21 protein-coding genes are annotated in these 22659 nt (G+C 70.7%); 3 read left to right on the plus strand and 18 right to left on the minus strand.

Annotated features, from left to right (window positions below):
* Positions 1-78: 78 nt before the first annotated feature.
* From KIK05_RS23485 to KIK05_RS23505, 5 genes are all read right to left on the minus strand, one after another.
* Positions 79-576: a CinA family protein gene (locus tag KIK05_RS23485; protein WP_214412968.1), complete on the minus strand. Its 498-nt coding sequence runs from the start codon at positions 574-576 to the stop codon at positions 79-81.
* Complete coding sequence (gene pgsA, locus KIK05_RS23490) at positions 573-1178, minus strand: CDP-diacylglycerol--glycerol-3-phosphate 3-phosphatidyltransferase (RefSeq protein ID WP_214412969.1); 606 nt, start codon at positions 1176-1178, stop codon at positions 573-575. Before pgsA ends, KIK05_RS23485 begins: the two co-directional genes overlap by 4 nt.
* Positions 1175-2587 (minus strand): 30S ribosomal protein S12 methylthiotransferase RimO, encoded by a 1413-nt coding sequence (rimO, locus tag KIK05_RS23495; RefSeq protein ID WP_214412970.1) that lies wholly within the window; start codon positions 2585-2587, stop codon positions 1175-1177. Before rimO ends, pgsA begins: the two co-directional genes overlap by 4 nt.
* A 92-nt stretch (positions 2588-2679) precedes the next feature.
* Entirely contained in the window at positions 2680-3426 is a 747-nt protein-coding gene (locus tag KIK05_RS23500) for a helix-turn-helix domain-containing protein (RefSeq protein WP_214412971.1), read from the minus strand.
* Between the two features lie 100 nt (positions 3427-3526).
* Positions 3527-6109 carry an FtsK/SpoIIIE family DNA translocase gene (locus KIK05_RS23505; RefSeq protein ID WP_214412972.1) on the minus strand — a complete coding sequence of 861 codons (2583 nt, stop codon included), beginning with the start codon at positions 6107-6109 and terminating at the stop codon, positions 3527-3529.
* Positions 6110-6245: 136 nt separating this feature from the next.
* Here KIK05_RS23505 and KIK05_RS23510 point away from each other — a divergent pair, with 136 nt between their 5' ends.
* The gene (locus KIK05_RS23510) at positions 6246-7742 is read left to right on the plus strand and encodes a sodium:solute symporter family protein (protein WP_214412973.1); all 1497 of its coding nucleotides are present in this window, start codon (positions 6246-6248) and stop codon (positions 7740-7742) included.
* Here KIK05_RS23510 and KIK05_RS48990 read toward each other — a convergent pair.
* The 9 genes from KIK05_RS48990 to KIK05_RS23555 all read right to left on the minus strand — a co-directional run bounded on the left by KIK05_RS48990 (position 7634) and on the right by KIK05_RS23555 (position 16071).
* A complete protein-coding gene (locus KIK05_RS48990; RefSeq protein ID WP_214412974.1) occupies positions 7634-8494 on the minus strand; it encodes an IclR family transcriptional regulator in 861 nt (286 codons plus the stop codon). The genes KIK05_RS23510 and KIK05_RS48990 overlap by 109 nt on opposite strands.
* 50 nt (positions 8495-8544) lie before the next feature.
* Positions 8545-9291, minus strand: a complete 747-nt coding sequence (locus KIK05_RS23520) for an SDR family oxidoreductase (protein ID WP_214412975.1) — start codon at positions 9289-9291, stop codon at positions 8545-8547.
* The gene (kduI, locus tag KIK05_RS23525; RefSeq protein ID WP_214412976.1) at positions 9291-10106 is read right to left on the minus strand and encodes a 5-dehydro-4-deoxy-D-glucuronate isomerase; all 816 of its coding nucleotides are present in this window, start codon (positions 10104-10106) and stop codon (positions 9291-9293) included. Before kduI ends, KIK05_RS23520 begins: the two co-directional genes overlap by 1 nt.
* An 87-nt stretch (positions 10107-10193) precedes the next feature.
* A complete protein-coding gene (locus tag KIK05_RS23530; protein WP_214412977.1) occupies positions 10194-10976 on the minus strand; it encodes an IclR family transcriptional regulator in 783 nt (260 codons plus the stop codon).
* Between the two features lie 39 nt (positions 10977-11015).
* Positions 11016-11783, minus strand: coding sequence for an NAD-dependent epimerase/dehydratase family protein (locus tag KIK05_RS23535; RefSeq protein WP_214412978.1), 768 nt, complete (start codon positions 11781-11783; stop codon positions 11016-11018).
* Positions 11777-12928: an enolase C-terminal domain-like protein gene (locus tag KIK05_RS23540; RefSeq protein ID WP_214412979.1), complete on the minus strand. Its 1152-nt coding sequence runs from the start codon at positions 12926-12928 to the stop codon at positions 11777-11779. The genes KIK05_RS23535 and KIK05_RS23540 overlap by 7 nt, the downstream gene beginning before the upstream one ends.
* A 27-nt stretch (positions 12929-12955) precedes the next feature.
* Complete coding sequence (locus tag KIK05_RS23545) at positions 12956-14254, minus strand: ABC transporter substrate-binding protein (protein ID WP_214412980.1); 1299 nt, start codon at positions 14252-14254, stop codon at positions 12956-12958.
* Positions 14255-14278: 24 nt separating this feature from the next.
* A complete protein-coding gene (locus KIK05_RS23550) occupies positions 14279-15157 on the minus strand; it encodes a carbohydrate ABC transporter permease (protein ID WP_250563318.1) in 879 nt (292 codons plus the stop codon).
* 11 nt (positions 15158-15168) lie between these two features.
* Positions 15169-16071 carry a carbohydrate ABC transporter permease gene (locus KIK05_RS23555; RefSeq protein ID WP_214412982.1) on the minus strand — a complete coding sequence of 301 codons (903 nt, stop codon included), beginning with the start codon at positions 16069-16071 and terminating at the stop codon, positions 15169-15171.
* Positions 16072-16601: 530 nt separating this feature from the next.
* Here KIK05_RS23555 and KIK05_RS23560 point away from each other — a divergent pair.
* Complete coding sequence (locus KIK05_RS23560) at positions 16602-16961, plus strand: hypothetical protein (RefSeq protein WP_214412983.1); 360 nt, start codon at positions 16602-16604, stop codon at positions 16959-16961.
* 34 nt (positions 16962-16995) lie between these two features.
* Here KIK05_RS23560 and KIK05_RS48995 read toward each other — a convergent pair whose 3' ends face one another.
* The 3 genes from KIK05_RS48995 to dapA all read right to left on the minus strand — a co-directional run bounded on the left by KIK05_RS48995 (position 16996) and on the right by dapA (position 20418).
* Entirely contained in the window at positions 16996-17526 is a 531-nt protein-coding gene (locus KIK05_RS48995) for a DUF402 domain-containing protein (protein ID WP_214412984.1), read from the minus strand.
* 74 nt (positions 17527-17600) lie between these two features.
* Positions 17601-19286, minus strand: coding sequence for a ribonuclease J (locus KIK05_RS23570; protein WP_214412985.1), 1686 nt, complete (start codon positions 19284-19286; stop codon positions 17601-17603).
* Positions 19287-19503: 217 nt separating this feature from the next.
* Entirely contained in the window at positions 19504-20418 is a 915-nt protein-coding gene (gene dapA, locus KIK05_RS23575; RefSeq protein WP_214412986.1) for a 4-hydroxy-tetrahydrodipicolinate synthase, read from the minus strand.
* A 541-nt stretch (positions 20419-20959) separates the two neighbouring features.
* On the opposite strand from dapA, the gene KIK05_RS23580 reads away from it, so the two are divergent.
* On the plus strand, positions 20960-21700 hold the full coding sequence (locus tag KIK05_RS23580; protein ID WP_214412987.1) for a GntR family transcriptional regulator: 741 nt from the start codon (positions 20960-20962) through the stop codon (positions 21698-21700).
* On the opposite strand, the gene KIK05_RS23585 is transcribed toward KIK05_RS23580, so the two are convergent.
* Complete coding sequence (locus KIK05_RS23585; protein ID WP_308250079.1) at positions 21676-22590, minus strand: DMT family transporter; 915 nt, start codon at positions 22588-22590, stop codon at positions 21676-21678. The two genes, KIK05_RS23580 and KIK05_RS23585, sit on opposite strands and share 25 nt — an antisense overlap.
* Between the last annotated feature and the right edge of the window lie 69 nt (positions 22591-22659).

Below are 22659 nucleotides of genomic sequence, written 5' to 3' on the forward strand. Positions count from 1 at the left end.
ACAGCTCCACCGTACCCGCATCGACCAACAGGGCGGCAGACCGTGGGGAGCATGTTCGCTGGTGACGTAACGCGGTAATCACCCGGAATGTTCCCCTCGATCGGCCTCCAACACACCTCTCAGGAGATCCAAACCCTCCCTAACCGTAAATTCTCTGATCTCATTCCTCGAACCCGGACGAAGTACGTCGCGGGGCCACAGTGCCCCGGCAGGCCCGGCCACGGCGAGGTGGACGGTGCCGACGGGTTTGCCGTCCTGCTCGTCGGGCCCCGCCACACCGGTCACCGCAAGCCCGTACGTCGCCCCGGCCAGCCGTCGTACCCCCGCGGCCATCGCCGCCGCCACGTCGGGGTGGACGGCGCCCTCGCGCGCCAGGAGATCGTCGGGGACGCCGAGCAGCCGGGCCTTGAGGTCGGTGGCGTAGACGATCACTCCCCCGCGGAAGGCCGCCGAGGCGCCGCTCACGGTGGTCAGCGTCGCGCCGATGAGACCGCCGGTGAGCGACTCGGCCACCGCCACGGTGGCCTTCCGGCGCACCAGAAGGGACAGCACGTGGGCGGCGAGGGCCGTGGTCATCCGCCGCGGGCCTTCTGGGCGACCTTGCGCAACCGGATCGCCCTGATGACGTAGTCGAGGCCGGTCACGACGGTCACGATCATGGCGAGCCCGATCGCGGCCCACCGCGCCACCTCGGGGACGCCGGGAAGGATGTACAGGGCGATGGCCGCGATCTGCAGCACGGTCTTGACCTTGCCGCCGTAACTGGCGGGGATGATGCCGTGCCGGATGACCGCGAACCGCAGGGCCGTGATCCCGATCTCGCGGCCGGCGATCACGAGCGTCACCCACCAGGGCAGCTCGCCGCGCACCGACAGGGTCACCAGGGCCGCGCCGATGAGCGCCTTGTCGGCGATCGGGTCGGCGATCTTGCCGAAGTCGGTGATCAGCCCGTACCGCCGGGCCAGCCAGCCGTCGAGCTGGTCGGTCAGGGAGGCCAGCAGGAAGACGACGAGGGCGGTCCACCGCCAGGTGGCGCCCTCGACGAACATGCAGACCACGAAGAACGGGACGACCACAAGCCGGAGGACGGTCAGCACGTTGGCGATGTTCCACGCGCTGACCCGCCGAGCCACGGAGGGGACGATCGGCTCGGTGCCGGTCTCCGGCGTGTTCGTCATGGCGAGGCCTTGATGCGGGCGATCAGGTCGACGCCCTCGGCGTCGACGACGGTGGCCCGCACGATCTGCCCGGGCACCAGGCCGATGCCCTGGACGGTGACCGAGCCGTCGACCTCGGGGCCCTGGTGGGCGGCGCGGCCCTCGTAGCCGCCGTCGCCCAGGTCTTCTTCGACGAGCACCTCGATCTCGGTGCCGATCCGCTCCTCCGCCCGCTGCGAGGTGAGCTCCTCGGCCAGCTCGGTCAGCGCGGCCACCCGGTCGTCGATGGTGTCCTGGTCGAGCTGCCCGCCGAACCCGGCCGCCTCGGTGCCCTCTTCGTTGGAGTAGCCGAAGACGCCGATGACGTCGAGGCGCGCCTCCTCCAGGAACCCGACCAGCTCGGCGAACTCGGCCTCGGTCTCGCCCGGGAAGCCGACGATGAAGTTGGACCGCACGCCCGCCTCGGGGGCACGCTCGCGGATCGTCTCCAGCAGGTCGAGGAACCGGCGGGGGTCGCCGAAGCGGCGCATGCGGCGCAGCACCGTGCCGCTGGCGTGCTGGAAGGACAGGTCGAAGTACGGCGCGACGCCCTCGGTGCCGGCGATCACGTCCAGCAGGCCGGGACGCAGCTCGGCGGGCTGGAGGTAGCTGACCCGGACCCGCTCGACGCCCTCGACGGCGGCCAGGCGGGGCAGGAGCTGCTCCAGGGCGCGCAGGTCGCCGAGATCTTTGCCGTAGGAGGTGGAGTTCTCGCTGACGAGCACGAGCTCCTTGACGCCCTGCCCGGCGAGCCAGGCCGCCTCACCGAGCAGCTCCTCCGGGCGGCGCGAGACGTAGGCCCCACGGAAGGCTGGAATGGCGCAGAACGTGCAGCGCCGGTCGCACCCGGAGGCGAGCTTCAGCGCGGCCACGGGGCCTCCGGAGAGGCGCTTGCGGAGCGTGCGGGGGCCGCTGGCGGGGGCGATGCCCTCGGGAAGCTGGCCGTGCCCCGGGATGTGGGTGTGGGCCTCGCCCGCCGAGCGCTCGACGGGCGTGATGGGCAGCAGCGTGCGGCGGTCGCGCGGGCTGTGGGGCACCAGGGGGCGCCCCTCGAGGACGTCGTCGAGGCGCGCCCCGATGTCGGTGTAGTCGTCGAAGGAGATGACCGCGGAGGCCTCGGGAAGGGCCTCCGCCAGCTCCTTGCCGTAGCGCTCGGCCATGCAGCCGGCGGCGACGACCTTGGCTCCGGAGTCGGACGCGGCGAGAAGCGTGTCGATCGAGTCTTTCTTCGCCGAGTCGATGAAGCCACAGGTGTTCACGATGACGACATCGGGGTTGTCGTCATCGAGCTGCCACCCGGCAGCCTCCATTCGCGCGGCGAGCTCCTCGGAGTCGACCTCGTTGCGCGCGCAGCCCAGTGTGATCAGCGATGCGGTTCGGCGGGAAGACATGATGGGCTCTACGGTATCGGGAGTTGGCCACCACCGGCGCACTCCCCCCGTACTTCCTCTGCTTCACCCCCCGGCCGCGGCCGGGCGTCCCGTCATCGTGACCCCGGCTCCTCGGGGCCGAAGGATTTACGGACCAGTTGCCCGTTCTTGCCGGGCGAGCCGATGTGCTTGCCGTTGACCTCCAGGTCGACTCCCCCCGCGTCACCGATGGTGACCCGGACCTGCTTGTGGGCCTTCCAGGTCTCCTTGTGCCCGGCGGGGATGGTGCCGCGGAACATCTGCTTGCCCTTGGCGTCGGTGACCTCCAGCCACGACGGCTTGTTGGCCTTGACCTTGAGCGTCACCAGGTCGCTGACCGGCTTGGCGGCCTTGGCGTGACCCGAGGGACGGCCCGAGGCGTGGCCACCGCTCGGCAGGGGGTTGGGCTTGAGGTCGGCGCTGGTCGCGGTGGGCTCGCCGGAGCCGCTCATCACCCGGGTCAGGCCGAAGATCGCGACGATGGCCAGGGCGATCGCCATGGCGGTGGACCAGTTGGGGCTGCGGCGCTCGCGGAGCTTGATCTGGCCCTCGGCGTGGAAGACCGCCGCGGCGCGCACGGGCTGGGGGCCGCCGCCGTGCTCCTCGTCGAACTGGTGGACGATCGCGTCGGGATCGAGCCCGAGCGTTTTGGCGATGTTGCGGACGTGCCCCCTCGCGTAGAAGTCTCCGCCGCAGAGCGAGAAATCGTCCCGCTCGATGGCATAGATGACCGTCTCCCGGATCCGCGTGCGGCCGCTCAGCTGAGCGACCGTCATGCCCGCCGCGTTCCGCGCCGCGGCCAGCGTCACCCCAATGCTCATACGTCCCCCTCGCCGTACGCCTGCGGCCACGCGCTCGTATTCCGACGAAGCGTAGCCATTCACATTCAATCAGTTACCGAGGGGGTGGGTCGCGGAGGGGTCACGTTCCCCGCAAGTCGGCGAGGAGGCCGGGCAGGTCGTCGGGTTTGACCATGACCTCCCGCGCCTTGGATCCCTCGCTCGGGCCGACGACGTTCCTGCTCTCCAGCAGGTCCATCAGCCGGCCCGCCTTGGCGAATCCGACGCGCAGCTTGCGCTGGAGCATGGAGGTGGAGCCGAACTGGGTGGTGACGATCAGCTCGGCGGCCTGGATCAGCAGGTCGAGGTCGTCGCCGATCTCCTCGTCGATCTCGCGCTTGGCGGTGTTGACGGCGGCCACGTCGTCGCGGTACTCGACCTGCATCTGCGCCTTGCAGTGGGCGACGATCTCGCCGATCTCCTTCTCGGAGAGGAAGGCGTTCTGCAGTCGCATCGGCTTGCTCGCGCCCATGGGCAGGAAGAGCGCGTCACCCTGGCCGACGAGCTTCTCGGCGCCGGGCTGGTCGAGGATGACCCGCGAGTCGGCGAGCGAGGAGGTGGCGAACGCCAGCCGGGAGGGGACGTTCGCCTTGATCAGGCCGGTCACGACGTCGACGGACGGGCGCTGGGTGGCGATCACCAGGTGGATGCCGGCGGCGCGGGCGAGCTGGGTGATGCGGACGATGGAGTCCTCGACGTCGCGCGGGGCGACCATCATCAGGTCGGCCAGCTCGTCGATGATCACCAGCAGGTAGGGGTAGGGCTGGTAGACCCGCTCGCTGCCCGGCGGGGGCACCAGCTTGCCGGCGCGGACGGCCTTGTTGAACTCGTCGACGTGCCGGAACCCGCTGGCGGCCAGGTCGTCGTAGCGGCGGTCCATCTCGCCCACGACCCATTCGAGGGCCTCGGCGGCCTTCTTCGGGTTGGTGATGATCGGGGTGATCAGGTGGGGGATGCCCTCGTAGGTGTTCAGCTCGACGCGCTTGGGGTCGACCAGGACCATGCGCACCTCGTCGGGCGTGGCGCGCATCAGGATCGAGGAGATCAGCCCGTTGACGCAGACCGACTTTCCGGCGCCGGTGGCGCCCGCGATGAGCAGGTGGGGCATCTTGGCGAGGTTCGCGACGATGGTGCGGCCCTCGACGTCCTTGCCCAGCCCGACGATCATCGGGTGGTGGTCGGCCTGGGCGACCTGGGACCGCAGCACGTCGCCGAGGCTGACCAGGTCTTTGTCGGTGTTGGGGATTTCGACCCCAATGGCCGACTTGCCGGGAATCGGGGACAAAATCCGTACATCTGCTGATTTAACGGCGTAAGCGATGTTCTTGGTGAGCGCCGTGACCTTCTCGACCTTGACCGCCGGGCCGAGCTCGATCTCGTACCGGGTCACCGTCGGGCCGCGCGTGAAGCCGATCACCTGGGCGTCGATGGAGAACTGCTCCAGGACGCTGCTGAGCGCGTTGACCACCACCGTGTTGGCCTTGGTCTGGGGCTTCGGCGGCGTGCCCGGACGCAGCACCTGCAGGTCGGGCAGGACGTACGGCCCGGCCTGCGGCGAGAGCACGAGCTGCTCGACCTTGCGGGGGGCCGGAGAGGGGTCGGGCGGGACGCTGCCGCGGCGCGGCTCCAGCGGCTCGGTGGGCTCCACCACGTCGTCGACCAGCCCGGGCACGATCTCCGGTGAATGATCGGAGAGCTTGTCCTGGTCCTCGGCGACGAGCGGCGTGTCGTACGGCTTGACGTGCTCGCCGACATCGCCGTCCTGCGGCGCGGGCTTGGCGGCCTGCCCGGACGCGGCGGGGCGGGTCTTGCGGGGACGGCGGGCGCCGGCGCGCTCGCCGTCCTTGGCCCCCTTGGCCGGCGCGGCCTCCGTGCTCTTGCTGAAGAGCATGTGCTGGATCTCGGCCAGCCGCTCGGGCACGCGGTGCACGGGCGTGGCGGTGATCACCAGGATGCCGAACCCGGACAGCAGCATGAGCAGCGGGATCGTGATGAACGCGGGCAGGATGCTGGACGGCGGGGCCGAGACGATGAACCCGATCAGGCCTCCCGCCGCCGCCACCTTGTCCATGCCGTCGGTGCCCGAGGGGGGCGAGGGGTACGGCGTGTTGTGCGCGACGTGGATGATGCCGAGCAGGCCCGCCAGCAGCGCCGTCCAGCCGATGATCATGCGGCCGGTGTCGGCGTTCTGGTCGGGATGGCGCAGCAGGCGCCAGGCCACCAGGGCCAGCAGGATGGGCACCGCCCAGGCCAGCGACCCGAAGGCGCCGCGCAGCACCGTGTCGACCACGGTGGCCACCGTGCCGCGCGTGGTGCGCCAGGTCATCGCGGCCAGGACGATCGCCCCGCCCAGCACCGCGAGCCCGAGGCCGTCGCGACGGTGGGCCGGGTCGAGCTCGCGCGCCTGCTGCCCGAAGGCCCGCGCGGCGGTGCCGACGCCGTTGGCGAACAGCAGCCAGACCCCGACGAAGAGCTTGCCGATCATCAGGAAGACCCAGCTGATCGGATCGGGAGGCGCGGACGCCGGGCGGCGGGCAGCGGGCCGGGCGGCGGAGCGCGCGCCCGAGGGCCTCGTGCCGGCCGGACGCCTGGCGGTGGACGTACGCGAGGACGGTGACCGCTTGGCCGAGCCTTTCGGGCTGCTTTTCGACGTACGGGTGGCCATGGTACGGACGCTACCTCTGAGGTGGGCGGGACGGCGGGAGGCGCGCCGAGAGGCCCCGAGGATTGTGTTCTATGTATTGACATAGTGTTTTATGTAATGGAATCTCACTTCCAACGGGGCGTTGGAAGGAGGATCGATGTCCGCACTCGACTGGTCCGTGCTGGCGGCCTACTTCTTGGTCATGGTCGTCATCGGGGTGTGGTCCAGGAGCCGCATCAGGACCGTCATCGACTACTTCACCGCAGGCGGGAAGATCCCCTGGTGGCTGTCGGGGATCTCGCACCACATGTCCGGCTACAGCGCGGTCATGTTCGTCGCGTTCGCCGCCGTCGCCTACGACTACGGGCTCACCGTGTACGTCTGGTGGGCGCTGACGATCGGCGTCGGCGTGGGCATCGGCGCCTTCCTGTTCGCCCCGCGCTGGAACCGGCTGCGCGCCAAGCACGGCGTGGTCTCGCCGCTGGAATACCTGACCCGGCGCTACAACCTGCCGACCCAGCAGGTCATGGCCTACAGCGGCGCGCTGCTGAAGGTGGTGGACATCGCCGCCAAGTGGGTCGCGATCTCCGTGCTGCTCAAGGGCTTCGCCGGGATCCCGATCCAGTACGGCATCGCGCTCACCGGCGCGGTGACGGTGGTGTACGTGACGGTGGGCGGCCTGTGGGCCGACGTCCTGACCGACTTCGGGCAGTTCGTGATCCAGGCCGTGGCCGGCGTGGTGATGTTCGTGGCCGTGCTCGCCCACCTCGGCGGCGTCTCCACCCTGTGGACCATGTGGGGCGAGCTCCCGCCCGGCCACGGCGCCCCGCTGGCCGGCCCGTACACCGGCGCCTACTTCTTCGCGTTCCTGCTGATCAAGACCTTCGAGTACAACGGCGGCATGTGGAACCTCGCCCAGCGCTACATGGGCGCGCCCTCCGGATCGCAGGCCAAGCGGGCGGCACTGCTGTCGAGCGCCCTGTGGCTGATCTGGCCGCTGATCCTCTTCATCCCGATGTTCGCCGCCCCGCTCATCGTGCCGAACCTGGCCGACTCCGACCAGGCGTACGTACGGCTGGCGCAGGAACTGCTGCCCACGGGGCTGATCGGCCTGGTGCTGGCCGGTTTCTTCTCGCACACCATGGCCATGGTCTCCTCCGACGCCAACGTGATCTCGGCGGTGATCACCCGGGACATCCTGCCGGTGTTCGTGCGCCGGCTGCGGACGCCGACGGCCGCGGGCGCGCTCAAGCTCGCCCGGGTCACGACGTTCGTGTTCGTGGTGACCAGCATGACCATCGCCATCGTCACGCAGGGGCAGGGCGTGGTGCTGAAGATCGTGGTCGACGTCGTGGCCGCCACGATGGGCCCGATCTCCATCCCGCTCATGCTGGGCCTGCTGCCCTGGTTCAAGCGCAGCGGGCCGACGGCGGCGATCGTCTCCTGGGCCGCCGGCCTCGGCGTGTGGGCCGTCGTCAAGTGGGTGATCGCCTCGGCCGACCAGACCCTGGTCGTCGCCGCGCCCCTGGTGACGTCGCTGGCGCTCTACGTCGTCATCGGTCTCCTCAAGCCGGAGCCCCGCCCGGACCGCGATGCCCTGGTCGACTCCCTCGGCTCCGACGCCGCCCCGGGGAAGGCCTCCGTCCCCGCCTGAGCCCGCGAGGGGGCGCCGAGGGCCAGGGAGACCTCGCGGGCGGCCCCGACGACCACCGGGGCGAGTCGCTCCAGCGCGTCGGGCTCCATGTCCATGGCCAGGGCCGAGATGGAGATGCCACCGAGCACCTGGCCGGTGTGGTCGAAGACGGCGGCGCCGACGCACCGGATGCTCGGCTCGTTCTCCTCGTCGTCCATCGAGTAGCCGAGGGCCCGCACCGTGCCGAGGTGGTCGAGCAGGTCGTCGATGTCGGTGATCGTCGCGGGCGTCAGCCGCGTCAGGCCGGTGCGCCCGGCGATGGCCCGCACCTCGTCGTCGCCCAGCGCGGCCAGGATGGCCTTGCCGATGGCCGTGGAGTGCAGGCGCAGGCTCATGCCGACCCGGGAGGGCATCTGGTAGGGCCTGCGGCCCTCGAGCTTGTCGACGTAGACGGCCTCGTCGCCGCTGCGGATGCCGAAGTGGGTGGTGTAACCCGTGCGCTCGTGCAGGGCGCGCAGCGCCGCGGACGCCTGGCGCGAGGGGTCGAAACGGGTCATCACCCTGCCCGCGAGGGTCAGGATGCGCGGCCCCGGCTCGTACCCCCCGGTGCCGTCGGCGCGGGCGAAGCCCCATTCGACGAGCGACTGCAGGATGCGGTGAACGGTCGACTTGGAGACGCCGGTCGCCGCGGCGATGTCGGTCACGCGGTGGTGCTCGGCGATCGCCTCCAGCACCGCCAGCGCCTTGTCGATGGAGCTGCCTTCCCTGACCACGTCCCGAGCCTACTAACAGGCGTCCCCGGCCGGCGTCGTGGCCGAACGGCTCACCGGGCGAGCCAGCCGCCGTCGACGGCCAGCACGTGGCCGTTGACGTAGTCGGAGGCGGGCGAGGCGAGGAAGACCGCCGCGCCGGCCAGGTCGCCGGGCGTGCCCCAGCGACCGGCGGGGATGCGATCCCTGATCGCGGACTCGCGCCCCGGGTCGTCACGCAGCGGCGCGGTGTTGTCGGTGGCGATGTACCCGGGGGCGATGGCGTTGACCTGCACTCCCCGGGCCGCCCATTCGCAGGCGAGCGACCGGGTGAGCCCGGCCACGGCGTGCTTGGCCACGGTGTACCCGGCGACGTTGACGCCGCCCTGGAACGACAGCATCGACGCGATCATGATGATCTTCCCCGAGCCGCGCCGCAGCATGGGACGGCCGGCGGCCTGGCTGAGCAGGAAGACCGCGTCGAGGTCGACGTCGAGCACGGCCCGCCAGTCGGCGTAGGAGTGCCGGGCGGCGGGCGCCCTGCGGATGATCCCGGCGTTGTTGACGAGGATGTCGACGCGGTGCCGCCCGAGCAGTTCCTCGGCGGCCCCGGGGAGCCTCGTCACGTCCGACAGGTCGTACACCCAGCGCCAGGCCTCCCGGCCGGCCTTGCGGACCTCGGCCTCCACCTCGTCCAGGTCGTCGCGGTGGCCGTGCAGGACGACGTCGGCGCCCGCCCTCGCCAGGCCCACCGCGATCGCCCGGCCGATGCCGGTGCGGGTGCCGGTGACCAGCGCCGTCCGGCCCTCCAGCGAGAACATCACCGCATCGCGCCGATCGCGACCTGCTCCATGTCGTCGTACGCCTGGTTCTCCCCGCCCATCGCCCACACGAAGGCGTAGTTGCTGGTGCCGAAGCCGCAGTGCACCGACCAGGAGGGGGAGATGACGGCCTGGCGGTCGGCCACGATCAGGTTGCGGGTCTCCTCGGGCCTGCCCATCAGGTGCACGACCCGCTGGTCCTCGGGGAGGTCGAAGTAGAGGTAGACCTCGGTGCGCCGCTCGTGGGTGTGGCACGGCATGGTGTTCCACATGCTGCCGGGCTCCAGCACGGTGACGCCGAGCACGAGCTGGCAGCTCTGGATGCCCTTGGCATGGATGTACTTGTGGATCGTGCGGTCGTTGGAGCCCTCCTGGGAGCCGAGGCGCGTGGGCTCGGCCTCCTCCAGGGTGGCCCTGACGGTCGGGTGCCCGGTGTGCGCGGGGGTGGAGACGAGGTAGAAGGCGCCACCGGAGAAGGAGACCTCGCACGCTCCCCTGCCGACGTACAGGCACTCCCTGGGGCCGAGCTCGTGGGCCGTGCCGTCGACGGTGACCGTGCCCGCCTCCCCGACGTTGACCACGCCGAGCTCACGGCGCTGGAGGAAGTACTCGGCGCGCAGCGGGTCCGGGCACGGGAGCGTGAGCGGCGTGTCGCCGGGGACGGCCCCTCCGATCACGATCCGGTCCTCGTGGGAGTACACCAGGCGGACCTCTCCGGGGACGAAAAGCTCCTCCGCCAGGAAACGCTCCCTGAGCCGGTCGGTCGTCATGCCCGGCACCTGGTCGGGTGCGGTCGCGTACCGTACCTCCACCATGCCTCCATCCCGCTACATGAAATGCTATCTTGCCATATAGAACAACTCCAGACGTGGGGGATCAAGCCGCGGCACTCGCGGCGGTCGTCAGTAGGTGCGGCGGACGCCCCGGGCGGCCACCTCGATGCGGTCGCGCGCCTCCAGCAGGCACGCGGCGATCTCCTTGTCGCGGCCCGCCGTCAGGCGCGGCACGGGGACCGAGACGCTGACCGCGTCGCGCGGAGGGTAGGCGATGTCGAGGGCGACACCGAAGCAGCGCAGCCCCTCGGTGTTCTCCTCACGGTCGACGGCGTAGCCCCGCTTGCGGATGCGGCGCAGATCGGCGACCAGCTGCCCCTGGTCGACGATGGTGTGCCTGGTGAGCCTGGGCAGCTCCGGCGGGAGCAGGCGCGCCACCTCGGCCTCGTCACGCGTGGCGAGGATCGCCTTGCCGAGCGAGGTGGTGCTCGCCGGCAGCCGTCGCCCGACCCTGGTGAAGGGCCGGAGGTAGTGCCGGGAGGCGCGCGTGGCGAGGTAGACCACGTCGAAGTGGTCGAGCCGGGCCAGGTGGACGGTCTCGCCGGTGACCTCGGCCAGCCAGTCGAGCGCGTCGCGCGCGATCTGGACGACCGGGTCGCCGTCGATGTAGGTCGCGCCGACCAGCAGGGCGCGCATGCCGATGCGGTACAGCGTGCCGGTCACGTCGGTCTCGATCCAGCCGAGGTCGACCAGCGTGCGCAGCAGCGCGTGCAGGCTGCTCTTGGGGTAGCCCAGCTTGCCCTGCAGGTCGGAGAGGCTGTGCAGGCCGGGATACTGCGCGAAGAAGTCGAGAAGCTCCACGGTGCGCACGGCCGACTTGACGTGCGGCGCCGAGGTTCCCTGCTCTGTCATCGGCGTCCTCCCCTGGCGCGTCGCCTCTATTGTCACCGGTCACGACTCCACGACGCGACCGCCCGCGTAGGCGTACTCCGGATCGGCCGGGTCGAGCTCCGGCATGCCCTCGGCGTACACCTCGGCGTCGTCCTGCGGCTCGTACCCCAGCGCCCTGCCGGGGGCGAGGTCCCACCACCTGCGGGTGTTGGCCGAGACGCCCCACACGATGGCGAACGTCAGGTCCGGGGCGGTCAGGCAGGCCTGCGCCAGGCGCACCATGTCGCCCGGGCTGAGCCACGTCGACAGCGCGCGCGGCGCGTCCGGGCGCGGCTCGAACGTGCCGATCCGCAGGCAGGCCACCCGCATGCCGTACCTGTCGGAGTAGTAGCGGCCGAGGGCCTCACCGTAGGCCTTGGAGACGCCGTAGTGCGAGTCGGGGGCCACCGGGGTGTCGGCCGGGGCCATCTCCTGGCGCGGGGTGAAGCCCGCCGCGTGGTTGCTGCTGGCGTAGACGACGCGCTCGACCCCGGCCTGCCGGGCGGCCTCGAACACGCGGTAGGTGCCCTCGATGTTGAGCGTGAGCGTCCGCTCGAAACTCGCCGAGGGCGAGGGGGTGCCCGCCAGATGGACGACGTCGGTGACGCCCTTCATGGCCCGCTCCAGCACCGCCGGGTCGAGGATGTCACCGGCGATCACCTCGTGCTCGGTGCCCTCGACCGGCTTCATATCGAGAAGGCGCAGCCGGTGGCCGTACCGGGGCAGCCCCTCGGTCAGGCAGGCTCCGATCCGGCCGGCGGCGCCGGTGATAAGGATGTTTTTCACCATGTGGCAACCGTATGGGCAGCGATGTGGTCCACGTCAAGATCATCACCCAGGCCTGGACGGTCCGGCATCGCGACGTTCCCGGCGTCGTCCAGCGGGTCGATGATCGAGCGCAGGTGCGGCGGCGGGGTGTCGTGGTCGGAGTGCGGGTGCAGCAGCCCGCGTTCGTACCACTCGCCGCACAGGGTGGCGCCGATGACCGCCAGCGCCCCCGAGCCGTTGCCGTGGATCTCGCAGCCCATCCCGAACGACTCGGCGGTGTGCACGGCCTTCACCGCCGGGATGATGCCACCGGAGCCGACGACCCCCACCCGCAGGATGTCGCACGCCTGCGCCGCCACCCACTCGGCCCGCGCCATATGCTTGCCCCAGGAGGTCTCCGGGCCGAGGACCGGCGTGGCCAGCTGGGCCGCCAGCCACCGGTACGACTGCACCGACGCCTCCTCCATCGGCTCCTCGTACCAGGCGAAACCCAGCTCGTCGAGGGCGCGGCCGAGCCTGAGCGCCTCGGTCCGGCTGTACCAGTGGTTGCTGTCGAGCATCAGCGCGACGTCCGGGCCGACCGCCTCCCGCACCGCCGTGCACGCCTTGATGTCGAGGTCCACGCCGTGCGGCATGGGCGGCATCCAGGTGTGCAGCTTGATGCCCCGGTAGCCCCGCGCGACCAGTTCCTTGGCGAAGCCGGCGTAGTCGGCGGGCGTGGCGAGGCCCCCGGGGATGTCGTCGCCGCACATCGTGCTGGCGTAGGCGGGGACACTCGAGCGCGCCCCGCCGAGCAGCCGCCACACCGGAAGGCCCAGTCTGCGGCCCATGAGATCCCACAGGGCCTGGTCGACGGTGCTGAGCAGGCGGTCGGTGAGGTTGCCGTGCGCGCCTCGCTGCCTGCGCGCCAGCGCGTGCCACAGGCGCTCGCGGTCGAGCCCGTCCCGGCCTTCGAGGACGGGCCGCACGTGCGCCCGGATCATGCTCTCGCGCAGCGTCTCCGGCTGCCCCAGGCAGTAGCCCTTCGCGCCGTCGCTGTCGGTGATCTCCAGCAGCGCCTCCTCGACCTCCCTGGGCGGGCCCGGATGCCGGTGGCCGTGCCCGTCGACCACCGATCGGGTGACGGTGGTGAAGACCGTGACGGTGACGCGCTCGATGACGGCCATGCGACTACCTTCCCTTCGGGGGATCGCCTAGGAGTGGGCCTTCTTCCATCCGGCCTGGGCCTCGGTGAGCTTCCGCGCCATGGTGTCGAGGAACTCCTGGGGCTTCATCTGGCCGAGGAGCACCTTCTGGAACAGCGGCTCGGAGTCGGCCTTGGTGATGGAGGAGTACTGCGGCAGGTAGTACGGCGGGGAGACCATGACGGTCGCCGGGTCGCCGAGCACCTCGACGGCGTTCTTCAGGTACGGCCGCTCGTCGAGCCAGGCGTCGGCCTGGGCCTCCTTGTTCGCCGGGATCTGACCGGCCTGCCGGTTCCAGTAGCTGTTGCTCTCCTTCGACAGCAGGAACTCCACGAACTTCCAGGCCGCGTCCTTGTGCTCGCTGTTCTTGAACACCGCGAAACCGTCGACCGGGTTGGCCAGGATGGTGCGCCTGCCGGAGGCGCCGACCGGCAGGGGGTAGGCGTCGACCTTGTCCGCCCCGAAGGCCTTGACGTGGTCGTTGTAGGAGCCGAGGTTGTGGTGCATCATCGCGACCTTGCCGCTGGTGAACTGCGCCACCATCTTCGGGAAGTCGTTGGTGACGTCCGCCTCGGGCGTGTCCTTCTTGTACAGCGCGGCGATCTTGCTGACCAGCTCGACGTTCTTGGGGTCGTTCACCGTGCTCTTCCCCGAGGCGTCGAAGAATCGGGTGACGCCGGAGTAGGCGTAGGCCTCGGCGAGGAGCTGGAAGATCGAACCGGCGCCGCCGCGGATCGTCCAGCCGTACCGCTCGGGGGCCCTGGTCAGCTTCTTCACCGCCGCGAAGAAGTCGTCCCAGGTCCTGGGCGGGGTGACGCCCGCCTCGGAGAGCCTGTCCTTCTGGTACCACACGACGTCGAGGTTGGAGGTCGCCGGGACCATGTAGAGCTTGCCGTCGGAGCCGGTCTGCTTGATGGAGGTGAGCATGCCGTCGAGCAGTTTCCCGTTGAGCGGGCTCCTGGCCAGGTAGTCGTCGGCCGGCTCCAGGGCCTGCTGTCCGGTCAGGTCGGCGAGGTAGCCGGTGGTGACGCCGCCGACGTCGGGGGTGTCCCCGCCCGCGACGGCGGTGTCGTACTTCTGCTGCGCCGAGGCGATCGGGATGCCGACGTAGGCCACGTGGATCGTCGGGTTGGCCTTCTCGAACCTCTTGATCAGCTCCTGGTAGATCGGCGTGCGGACGCCGCCGTTGTTGTCCCAGAAGGTGATCGTCGTCCTGCCCGGCCCCTCGCTCCCCGAGCCGCAGGCGGCGGTCACGGACAGCGCGAGGACCGCGAGGGCTGTCGCGGCGACCTTGGTGATCGGTCTCATGTGGTGTCCTCCAGGCGGGGGGTGCTACCCCTTGACGGCGCCGGCGCTGATGCCGTGCACGAGGTAGCGCTGAATCACTGCGAACACGCAGACGACGGGTACGGCCGCCACCACGCCGCCCGCCGCCAGGGCCCCGAAGTCGGCGCTGTACTCCCCGATCGTGTAGCTGAGGCCGACGGGGATCGTGAAGTTCTCCTGCCTGCTCATGAACATCAGCGCGAACAGGAAGTTGTTCCAGGTGTGGATGAAGGCGAACGAGCCGACGGCGACGAGGCCCGGCCGCAGCAGCGGCAGGACGACCGCGAAGAAGGCCCGCACGCGGGTGCAGCCGTCCACCATCGCGGCCTCCTCGACCTGGAAGGGCACCGCGGAAACGAATCCGCTCATCAGGATCAGCGACAGCGGCAGGTTGAAGACCGTGTCGGCCACCACCAGGCTCCACAGCGAGTTGATCAGCCCGAGGCCCTTGAAGATGCCGAACAGTGGGATCAGCATCATCGCGCCGGGGATGAACTGGGTGCACAGCAGCGTGACCACGAACAGCGTGCGCCCGCGGAAGCGGAACCGCGCCAGCGCGTACCCGCCCATGAGCGCGACCACCGTGGTGGCGACCAGGGACAGCACGCCGACGATCACGCTGTTCTTGAAGAAGACGGCGTAGCCGATGTCATTCCAGACCGTCGCGAAGTGCTCGAAGGTGATGGGCCACGGCACCGGCGCGTTCGACCCGGCGGGGCGCAGCGCGAAGACGATCATCCAGTAGAACGGGATCAGCGTGAAGGCCAGGTAGAGCGCCAGGGGGACGTACAGCCGGAGCACCCTGCCCCGGCCCCGCCTCCGGGAGCCTGGGGCGGCCCCGCTGCGCGCGCGGGTGCCGCCGCGTGCGATCACCTCGGTTGCCATGACTGCGTCTCTCATCCGTTGCGGTCGGCGCCGAACCGGCTCAGCCGGAGGTACAGCAGCGAGCAGAACAGCAGGATCAGGAACCCCGCCGTGGTGAGCGCGGAGCCGTACCCGAAGTCCTTGGAGTCGATGGCACGCTGGGCCACGTACAGCGGCAGCGTGGTCGTCACCTGGGCGGGCCCGCCGCCGGTCAGCGTGTAGATCAGGTCGACGTTGTTGAACTCCCACACCGAGCGCAGCAGCGTGGCGAGCACGATCGCGTCGCGCAGGTGGGGCAGCGTGACGTGCAGGAACCTCCGCACGCGGCCCGCCCCGTCGACCGCGGCGGCCTCGTACAGCTCGCCGGGCACGCCCTGCAGGCCGGCGAGCAGCAGGATCGCGAAGAACGGCACGCCGCGCCACAGCTCGGTCACCACCACCGCGCCGAAGACGGTGTGGGGGTTGCCGAGCACGGCCGTCTCCGGCGCGCCGAGGTAGCGCAGGATGCCCGTGGTGGGGTTGTAGAGCAGGATCCAGATGCCCGTGGTGAGCACCCCGGAGACCGCCCAGGGCGAGAAGACGAGCGATCGGGCGAGGGCCCGGCCGATGAAACTTTCATTGACGATGAGCGCGAGGGCGAGTCCGAGCACGAGCTGCAGGCCGGTCTCGACGACCACCCATTTGGCCGTGAAGCCCAGACTGGACCAGAACAGCGGGTCCTCGGTGAGCATCCGCCGGAAGTTCTCCAGCCCGGCGAAGCCGTCGGCCCACGGTTGGGTCAGGTTGTGGTGGCGCAGGCTGTAGTACAGGACGCTGCCGATCGGGTACACGAGGAACACTGCGATGAGCAGGACGGTCGGCGATATCAGCAGGTACGGCGCCCAGCGCCGGACGGGGGGACGTCCCCTGGCCGGCGTTGTCCTGGCGACAGCCACCTCGCGCTCCGTTCGGTCGGGGGGTGACACATTTCTGAATCCGGTTCACGCTTGTGGACGCGCCGTCAAGGTAGGAACGCGGCGGCGGCGGTGTCAACCCTCCTGGGGATGACCAAAACATTTCGACCAGCGGCCCTAGATGTTTCGGCGGCTCCCTTGACCGCCCGCCGGATCGGCCTTACCGTCCAGCTGTTCATGTACGTGAATGTCGTTCCGCATCATGTACGTAGGAGATGGCCGCATGAGAGCACGCTCACGCCTCCCCCGACGGGCCATGGCCGTCCTCGCCGCCACCCTGTGCGCGCCGGCGCTCGCCGCGGTCCCCGCGTCGGCCTCGTCCGGCCGGGACGTCCCGCTCGGACGGCGCACGCTGCCCGCCGGCGACGGCTGGGCCTCGGCCACCACCGGCACGACGGGGGGATCGGCGGCCGACGCCGCCCACGTGTACACCGTGACCGACCGCGAAGAGCTGGTCGCCGCCCTACGCCCGCGCCGCCTCCAGCGGGCGCCGAGGGTGAGGTTCCGGCCAGGTGCACGTGTACGACAACTTCTACGAGGTGCCCGGCGGCCGCGAGTACGTCTACAGCTGGGGAGCCGGGGTGCAGTCGAAGATCTACGCCGAGAACAACTACTTCCACCTGGGCAAGGGCGTCGGCGCCGACCAGATCATCTACGACTGGGGCGGCACCGCCCTGCACGCGACCGGCACGCTGGTGACGAGCGGCTCCGCCACCCGTCCGGTGGACGTCCTGGCCGCCCACAACGCCACCCACGACCCCGACCTGTCGGGCGACGCCGGATGGACGCCCACGCTGCACACGCGCGTGGACCCCGCGGCCGTGGTGGCCGCCACCGTGCCGTTCCTCGCGGGAGCCGGACGGCTGCGCTGATCACAGCGCTGTGACCACCGTCCGTCCGCGGCCGTCAGGTGATCTCGGCCAGCCAGCGCTCGTGGGCGCCGGAGAACGGCTGCCGGTGCCCGGCGACGGCCTCCATCAGCCAGGCGGCCGACCGCTCGGCCTCGGTGACGACCTCGGCGGGGTAGGAGTAGCGGACGCGGTGCTCGGCGAACTCGTCCTCGTCGTCGAGCAGGACGCGGCCGTCGCGCATCCGCAGCACGTCGAGGTCGAGGTCGACCATGGTGACGTGCCCGTCGCGCCACTGGGGCACGGTGGTGATGTCGCAGTAGATCGCGGCCTTGCTCGGCAGGCCGTTGAAGACGGCCGTCCACCAGGCGTCGCGCGGGAAGAGCATGACGAAGGGGTTCGACCAGACGATGGGCGGCTCGCTCCCCCGCCGCCCGCTGGTGCCGGCCGGGGAGCCGGTCCAGACGCCGTGCTCGTCCTCACCGAGCACCTTCGCCGAGTGGTGCCAGTGAAGCGACCCGTCGAACTTGGTGTACCTGACCTCGATCGCCGCGCCGGTGACGCCCGCCGTGCGGGAGTGGACGCTCACCGGCGATCAGCTCGTTCGTCTCGCATAAGGCTCCTCGTGCTCGAAACACCGGGCACGGGTAAACCTACGCGAGCTCAGACCTCCACTACCACCGGGATAATCATGGGCCTGCGGCGGTAGGTGTCGCTCACCCAGCGGCCCACCGTGCGGCGGGTCAGGCGGCGCATCTGCTGCAGGTCGGCGACGCCGTCGGCCGCGGCCTCCTGGAGTGCCGCCTCGATCAACGGGATGACCTCGTCGAACGCCTCCATGTCGATGCCGGAGCCCCGGGCGTAGATCTCGGGACCGCCGCTCACCTTGCCGGTGGTCGAGTCGACGACGACGACCACGGAGATGAAGCCCTCGTCCCCGAGGATGCGCCGGTCCTTCAGCGCGACGTCGGTGACCGCGCCCACCGAGGAGCCGTCGACGTACACGTAACCGCACTGCACCGCACCGACGATCTTGGCACGGCCGTCGACCAGGTCGACCACCACGCCGTCCTCGGCGATGACGATGTGGTCGTCGGGCACGCCGGTCAGCGCGGCGAGCTTGGCGTGGGCCCGCATGTGGCGCCACTCGCCGTGCACCGGCATGAAGTTGGACGGCTTGGTGAGGTTGAGCACGTACAGCAGCTCGCCCGCGGCCGCGTGGCCGGAGACGTGCACCAGCGCGTTGCCCTTGTGCACCACGCGGGCGCCCCATCGGGTGAGCCCGTTGATGACCTTGTTGACGGCCGTCTCGTTGCCCGGGACCAGGGACGACGCGAGCACCACCGTGTCGCCCTCGGCCACCCGGATCGGGTGGTCGCGGTTGGCCATGCGCGACAGCGCCGCCATGGGCTCGCCCTGCGACCCCGTGCAGATCAGCACGACGTCCTCCGGCGGCCACTCCTCGATCTCGCGGGAGTCGACCAGCAGGCCCGGCGGCACCCTGAGGTAGCCGAGCTCGCGCGCCACCGTCATGTTGCGGACCATCGACCGCCCGATCAGCGCGACCTTGCGGCCGTTCTCCTCGGCGGCGTCGAAGACCTGCTGCACGCGGTGGACGTGCGAGGCGAAGCAGGCCACGATGATGCGCTTGGCGGCGCTGCGGAACACCTCGTCGATCACCGGGCTGATGGTGCGCTCGCTCGGCACGAAGCCGGGCACCTCGGAGTTGGTGCTGTCGGACATCAGCAGGTCGACGCCCTCGGAGCCGAGCCTGGCGAACCCGCCGAGGTCGGTCAGACGGCCGTCGAGCGGCAGCTGGTCCATCTTGAAGTCGCCGGTGTGCAGCACGATGCCGGCCGCGGTGCGGATGGCGACCGCCAGCGCGTCCGGGATGGAGTGGTTGACGGCGAAGAACTCGCACTCGAACGGCCCGAAACGCTGCCGCTGCCCCTCTTCGACCTCGACCTTCACCGGCTGGATGCGGTGCTCGGTGAGCTTGCTCTCGATCAGCCCCAGCGTCAGCCGTGATCCGACCAGCGGGATGTCGGCCCGCTCGCGCAGGAGGTACGGCACGGCGCCGATGTGGTCCTCGTGCGCGTGCGTGAGCACGACGGCCTCGATGTCGTCGAGGCGGTCCCGGATGTAGTCGAAGTCGGGCAGGATGAGGTCGACGCCGGGCTGCTCGGGCTCCGGGAAGAGCACGCCGCAGTCGACCACCAGCAACCGGCCGTCGAACTCGAAGACCGCCATGTTCCGGCCGATCTCACCGAGGCCGCCCAGCGCGACGATGCGCAGGCCGTTCTCCGGAAGCGGCGGGGGAGGCCCGAGCTCGGGATGCGGATGACTCATGCTCTACCCCCGTTCGCGGCCGCCCGCCGCCCGCGTACGGCTCCCTCGCCGAGCCGTCCGGCGCGCCGCCGGCCATGATCGTAGTTTCTCTCTCTCAAACCCTCTGGTTCCTCCCCGCCGCGTCCGCGCGGCCTGTGGTCGTCATGGTTCTCCGCCGGTCACGTCGCACGCGCGGCGGGCAAGTCAGATAATTGTCGCGCCTGTGGCGCGGAGACCGTCAGTCGGCCAGCTTCACGCCACCCGCGACCAGCTCTTCCCTCAGCAGTGCGACCTGCTCGGCGGTGGCGTCCACCAGCGGCGCGCGCACCGGCCCGGCGGGACGGCCCTTCAGCGCGAGCGCGGCCTTGGCCATGATCACGCCCTGGGTGCGGGTCATGATGCCGGTGACGACGGGCAGCAGGCGGCGGTGCACCGACCGGGCCCCCTCGACGTCGCCCGCACGGTAAAGGTTGATCATGGAGGCGAGCTCGGAGCCCACCACGTGGCCCACCACGCTCACCACGCCCGCGGCCCCGACCGAGAGCCAGGGCAGGTTGAGCGCGTCGTCGCCGGAATAGTAGACGAGGTCGCTGGAGGCCATGACCTGGGAACCGGCGAACAGGTCGCCCTTGGCGTCCTTGACGGCCACGATGCGGGGGTGGGCGGCCAGGCGCAGCAGGGTCTCGGTGGCGATCGGGACGCCGGCGCGGGCGGGGATGTCGTACAGCATCACGGGCAGGCCGGTGGCGTCGGCGACCGTGGTGAAGTGGCGGTACAGACCTTCCTGCGGAGGCCTGTTGTAGTAAGGCGTCACCAGGAGCAGGCCATGGGCCCCGGCGCGCTCGGCGGCCCTGGCCAGCTCGACCGAGTGGCGGGTGTCGTTCGTGCCGGCTCCGGCGACGACGGTGGCCCGGTCTCCGACGGCCTCGAGGACGGCCCGCAGGATCGTCTCTTTCTCCGCGTCGCCGGTGGTGGGAGACTCCCCGGTCGTGCCGCTCACGACCAGACCGTCGTTCCCCTGCTCGTCGACCAGGTAGGCGGCGAGGCGCTGCACGCCGTCCACGTCCACGGAGCCGTCTGCGGTGAAGGGCGTGACCATGGCGGTCAGCATGCGGCCGAACGGCGCGTCGGAGGTTCCAGTGGGCGATGCCATAGACCGAACGGTACCCGGATCCGGCGAGACGGTGGACCCCGCCACCCCGGTTCGCGCTGTCGCGGCACTTCATCGGGGTTCGAAGGGCTTGATTCGGAGTGGCCGGACATGGATAGAGGCCGCCGATATGTGCTCGGGGGTACACACATCGACGACCTCTACCCGTGCAATCGGCCCCACTTACGAGGGCGTTACACGGATCTGAGGAGAATTTTCCGATCCTCCACTCCGAGCCGTCCGGGGCGCGGGCCGGGGGGCCCGGACCGCCCTCGGCCCCGGCGCGTCCCCGCTGTGCGATCGCGCAGGTGGACGGCCCCTGTTCCGCAGGCCATCACGGCGACACGGGGGGGGTGCCCTCACTTTACGTGCCCGCAGAATCACGTTTGGTAAAGTTGGGACTCCAGATCTTTCCCATTACTCCCCGTTGCCTTTCGATTACGACAGGATAGGGCGACCATCTTCAGGGAGCGGCGGCCACACCAGAAAGGAGGAGGGCGTTTCCTCCCCTGCCTTTCGGCGGGGTCTCCACGCCCGACACCCGATGAGCGGAAACGACCCGGTGTACCTCCGTGTGGTCGAAGAGCTGCGGGCGCAGATAATCGACGGCACTCTGCCGCCGGGCGCGCCCATCCCGTCCCGCGCACAGCTCACCCAGCGCTTCAGGGTCGGCGAGACCGCCGCCCGCCACGCCCTGCGCGTGCTCGCCGCCGAAGGCCTGATCGTCGGCAGAGTGGGTTCCGGGCACTACGTCCGCGAGCAGTCGGTGCTCTATCCCTTACAGCGCTGCCGTCACGCCGACCACGACGCCCCGTTCGCCGCCGACATGCAGGCCGCCGGCCAGCGCGCCACCTGGGACTGGCGGAGCGAGCCCGTCCGGGCCGGGCGCGAGCTCGCCCGCCGGCTCCACCTCGGCGACGGCGACCCGGTGATCCGCACGCGCTACGTCTTCCGCGCCGAGGGGAAGCCCATGCAGCTGGCCACCTCCTACGAGCCCGCGGAGCTCGGCCGCGCACAGCCGCTGCCCGAGGAGGGCACGGGCGGCCGCAAGGGCCTCCTGGCCCGCATGTCCGCCGCCGGGATCAAGGTCACCGACATTCGCGAGAGCGTCCACACCCGCATCCCGCAGCCCACCGAGAGCGACCTGCTCGACCTGCCCACCGGGGTCCACGTCCTCCACGTCGAGCGCACCCACTGGGCCGGCGACCGCCCGGTCGAGACCAGCGACATCGTCGTCCCCGGCGACCGCTTCCGCCTGGTCTACTCCGTTCCCCTCGGCGTCTGACCGCGGGAGCGCTGGGTGGCCGCGACGCAGACCAGCACGGCGAGGGCCGTGGCGATCGTGGCGGGTTGCAGTTCCTCGCCGAGGAACAGCCAGGCCCACAGCAGCCCCAGCAGCGGCTGCAGCAGTTGCGTCTGCCCCGCCCGGGCGATGCCCCCTCTGGCCAGCCCGGCGTACCACGGGATGAAGCCCACGAACGCCGACACCAGCGCGAGGTAGGCGAACCCCGCCATGGCGTCCCCGGCCGGGCGTACGGGAGTCGTGGCGGCCAGCACGATCGTGACCGGTACCGCGACCGGAAGCGCGACCACCAGCGCGTACGAGATCACCTGCCATCCGGGCGTGCGGCGGGCCAGCCGTCCGCCCTCGGTGTAGCCGACGGCGGCGCAGACCAGGGCGCCCGCCAGCAGCAGGTCCGCACCGGCGAGGCCCTCGGCGCCCCGGCTCAGCGTGAACGCCGTGACCGTCGCCGTGCCGCCCGCGCCGGCGACCCAGAACAGCGCCCGCGGCCGCTCCCCCGCCCGCAGCACCGCGCACACCGCCGTGGCGGCCGGAAGCAGCCCGACGACGACGGCCGCGTGCGAGACGGCGGCGCCGGCGTGCAGGGCGAGGGTGCTGAGCAGCGGGAACCCGAAGACGATGCCGAGCGCGATCACGATGTACGACCCGAGTTCCGAACGCGGCGGGAACGGGCGGGCGCCCGCCGCCACCAGGCACACGGCGGCCACGATGCCCGCCACCGTGCCTCTGCCGACGGCGACGAGGTACGGATCGAGGCCGCGCATCGCGAAGGCGGTGGCCGGAAGCGTCCCCGAGAAGCAGGCCACGCCGAGCCCCGCCAGCGCCGTCCCCTGCCAGGCCGGCCTCGGCACCGCGGGCCCAGGAGCGCTCACGAGGGGGCCGGCCGCGCCTTCGGCCGTGGTCTGTACTGTTACTCCCGGTTTGGCGATAGCGCTATTCTC

The organism is Sphaerisporangium fuscum (genome assembly GCF_018531465.1).
GTDB classification, from domain to species: Bacteria; Actinomycetota; Actinomycetes; order Streptosporangiales; family Streptosporangiaceae; genus Sphaerisporangium; species Sphaerisporangium fuscum.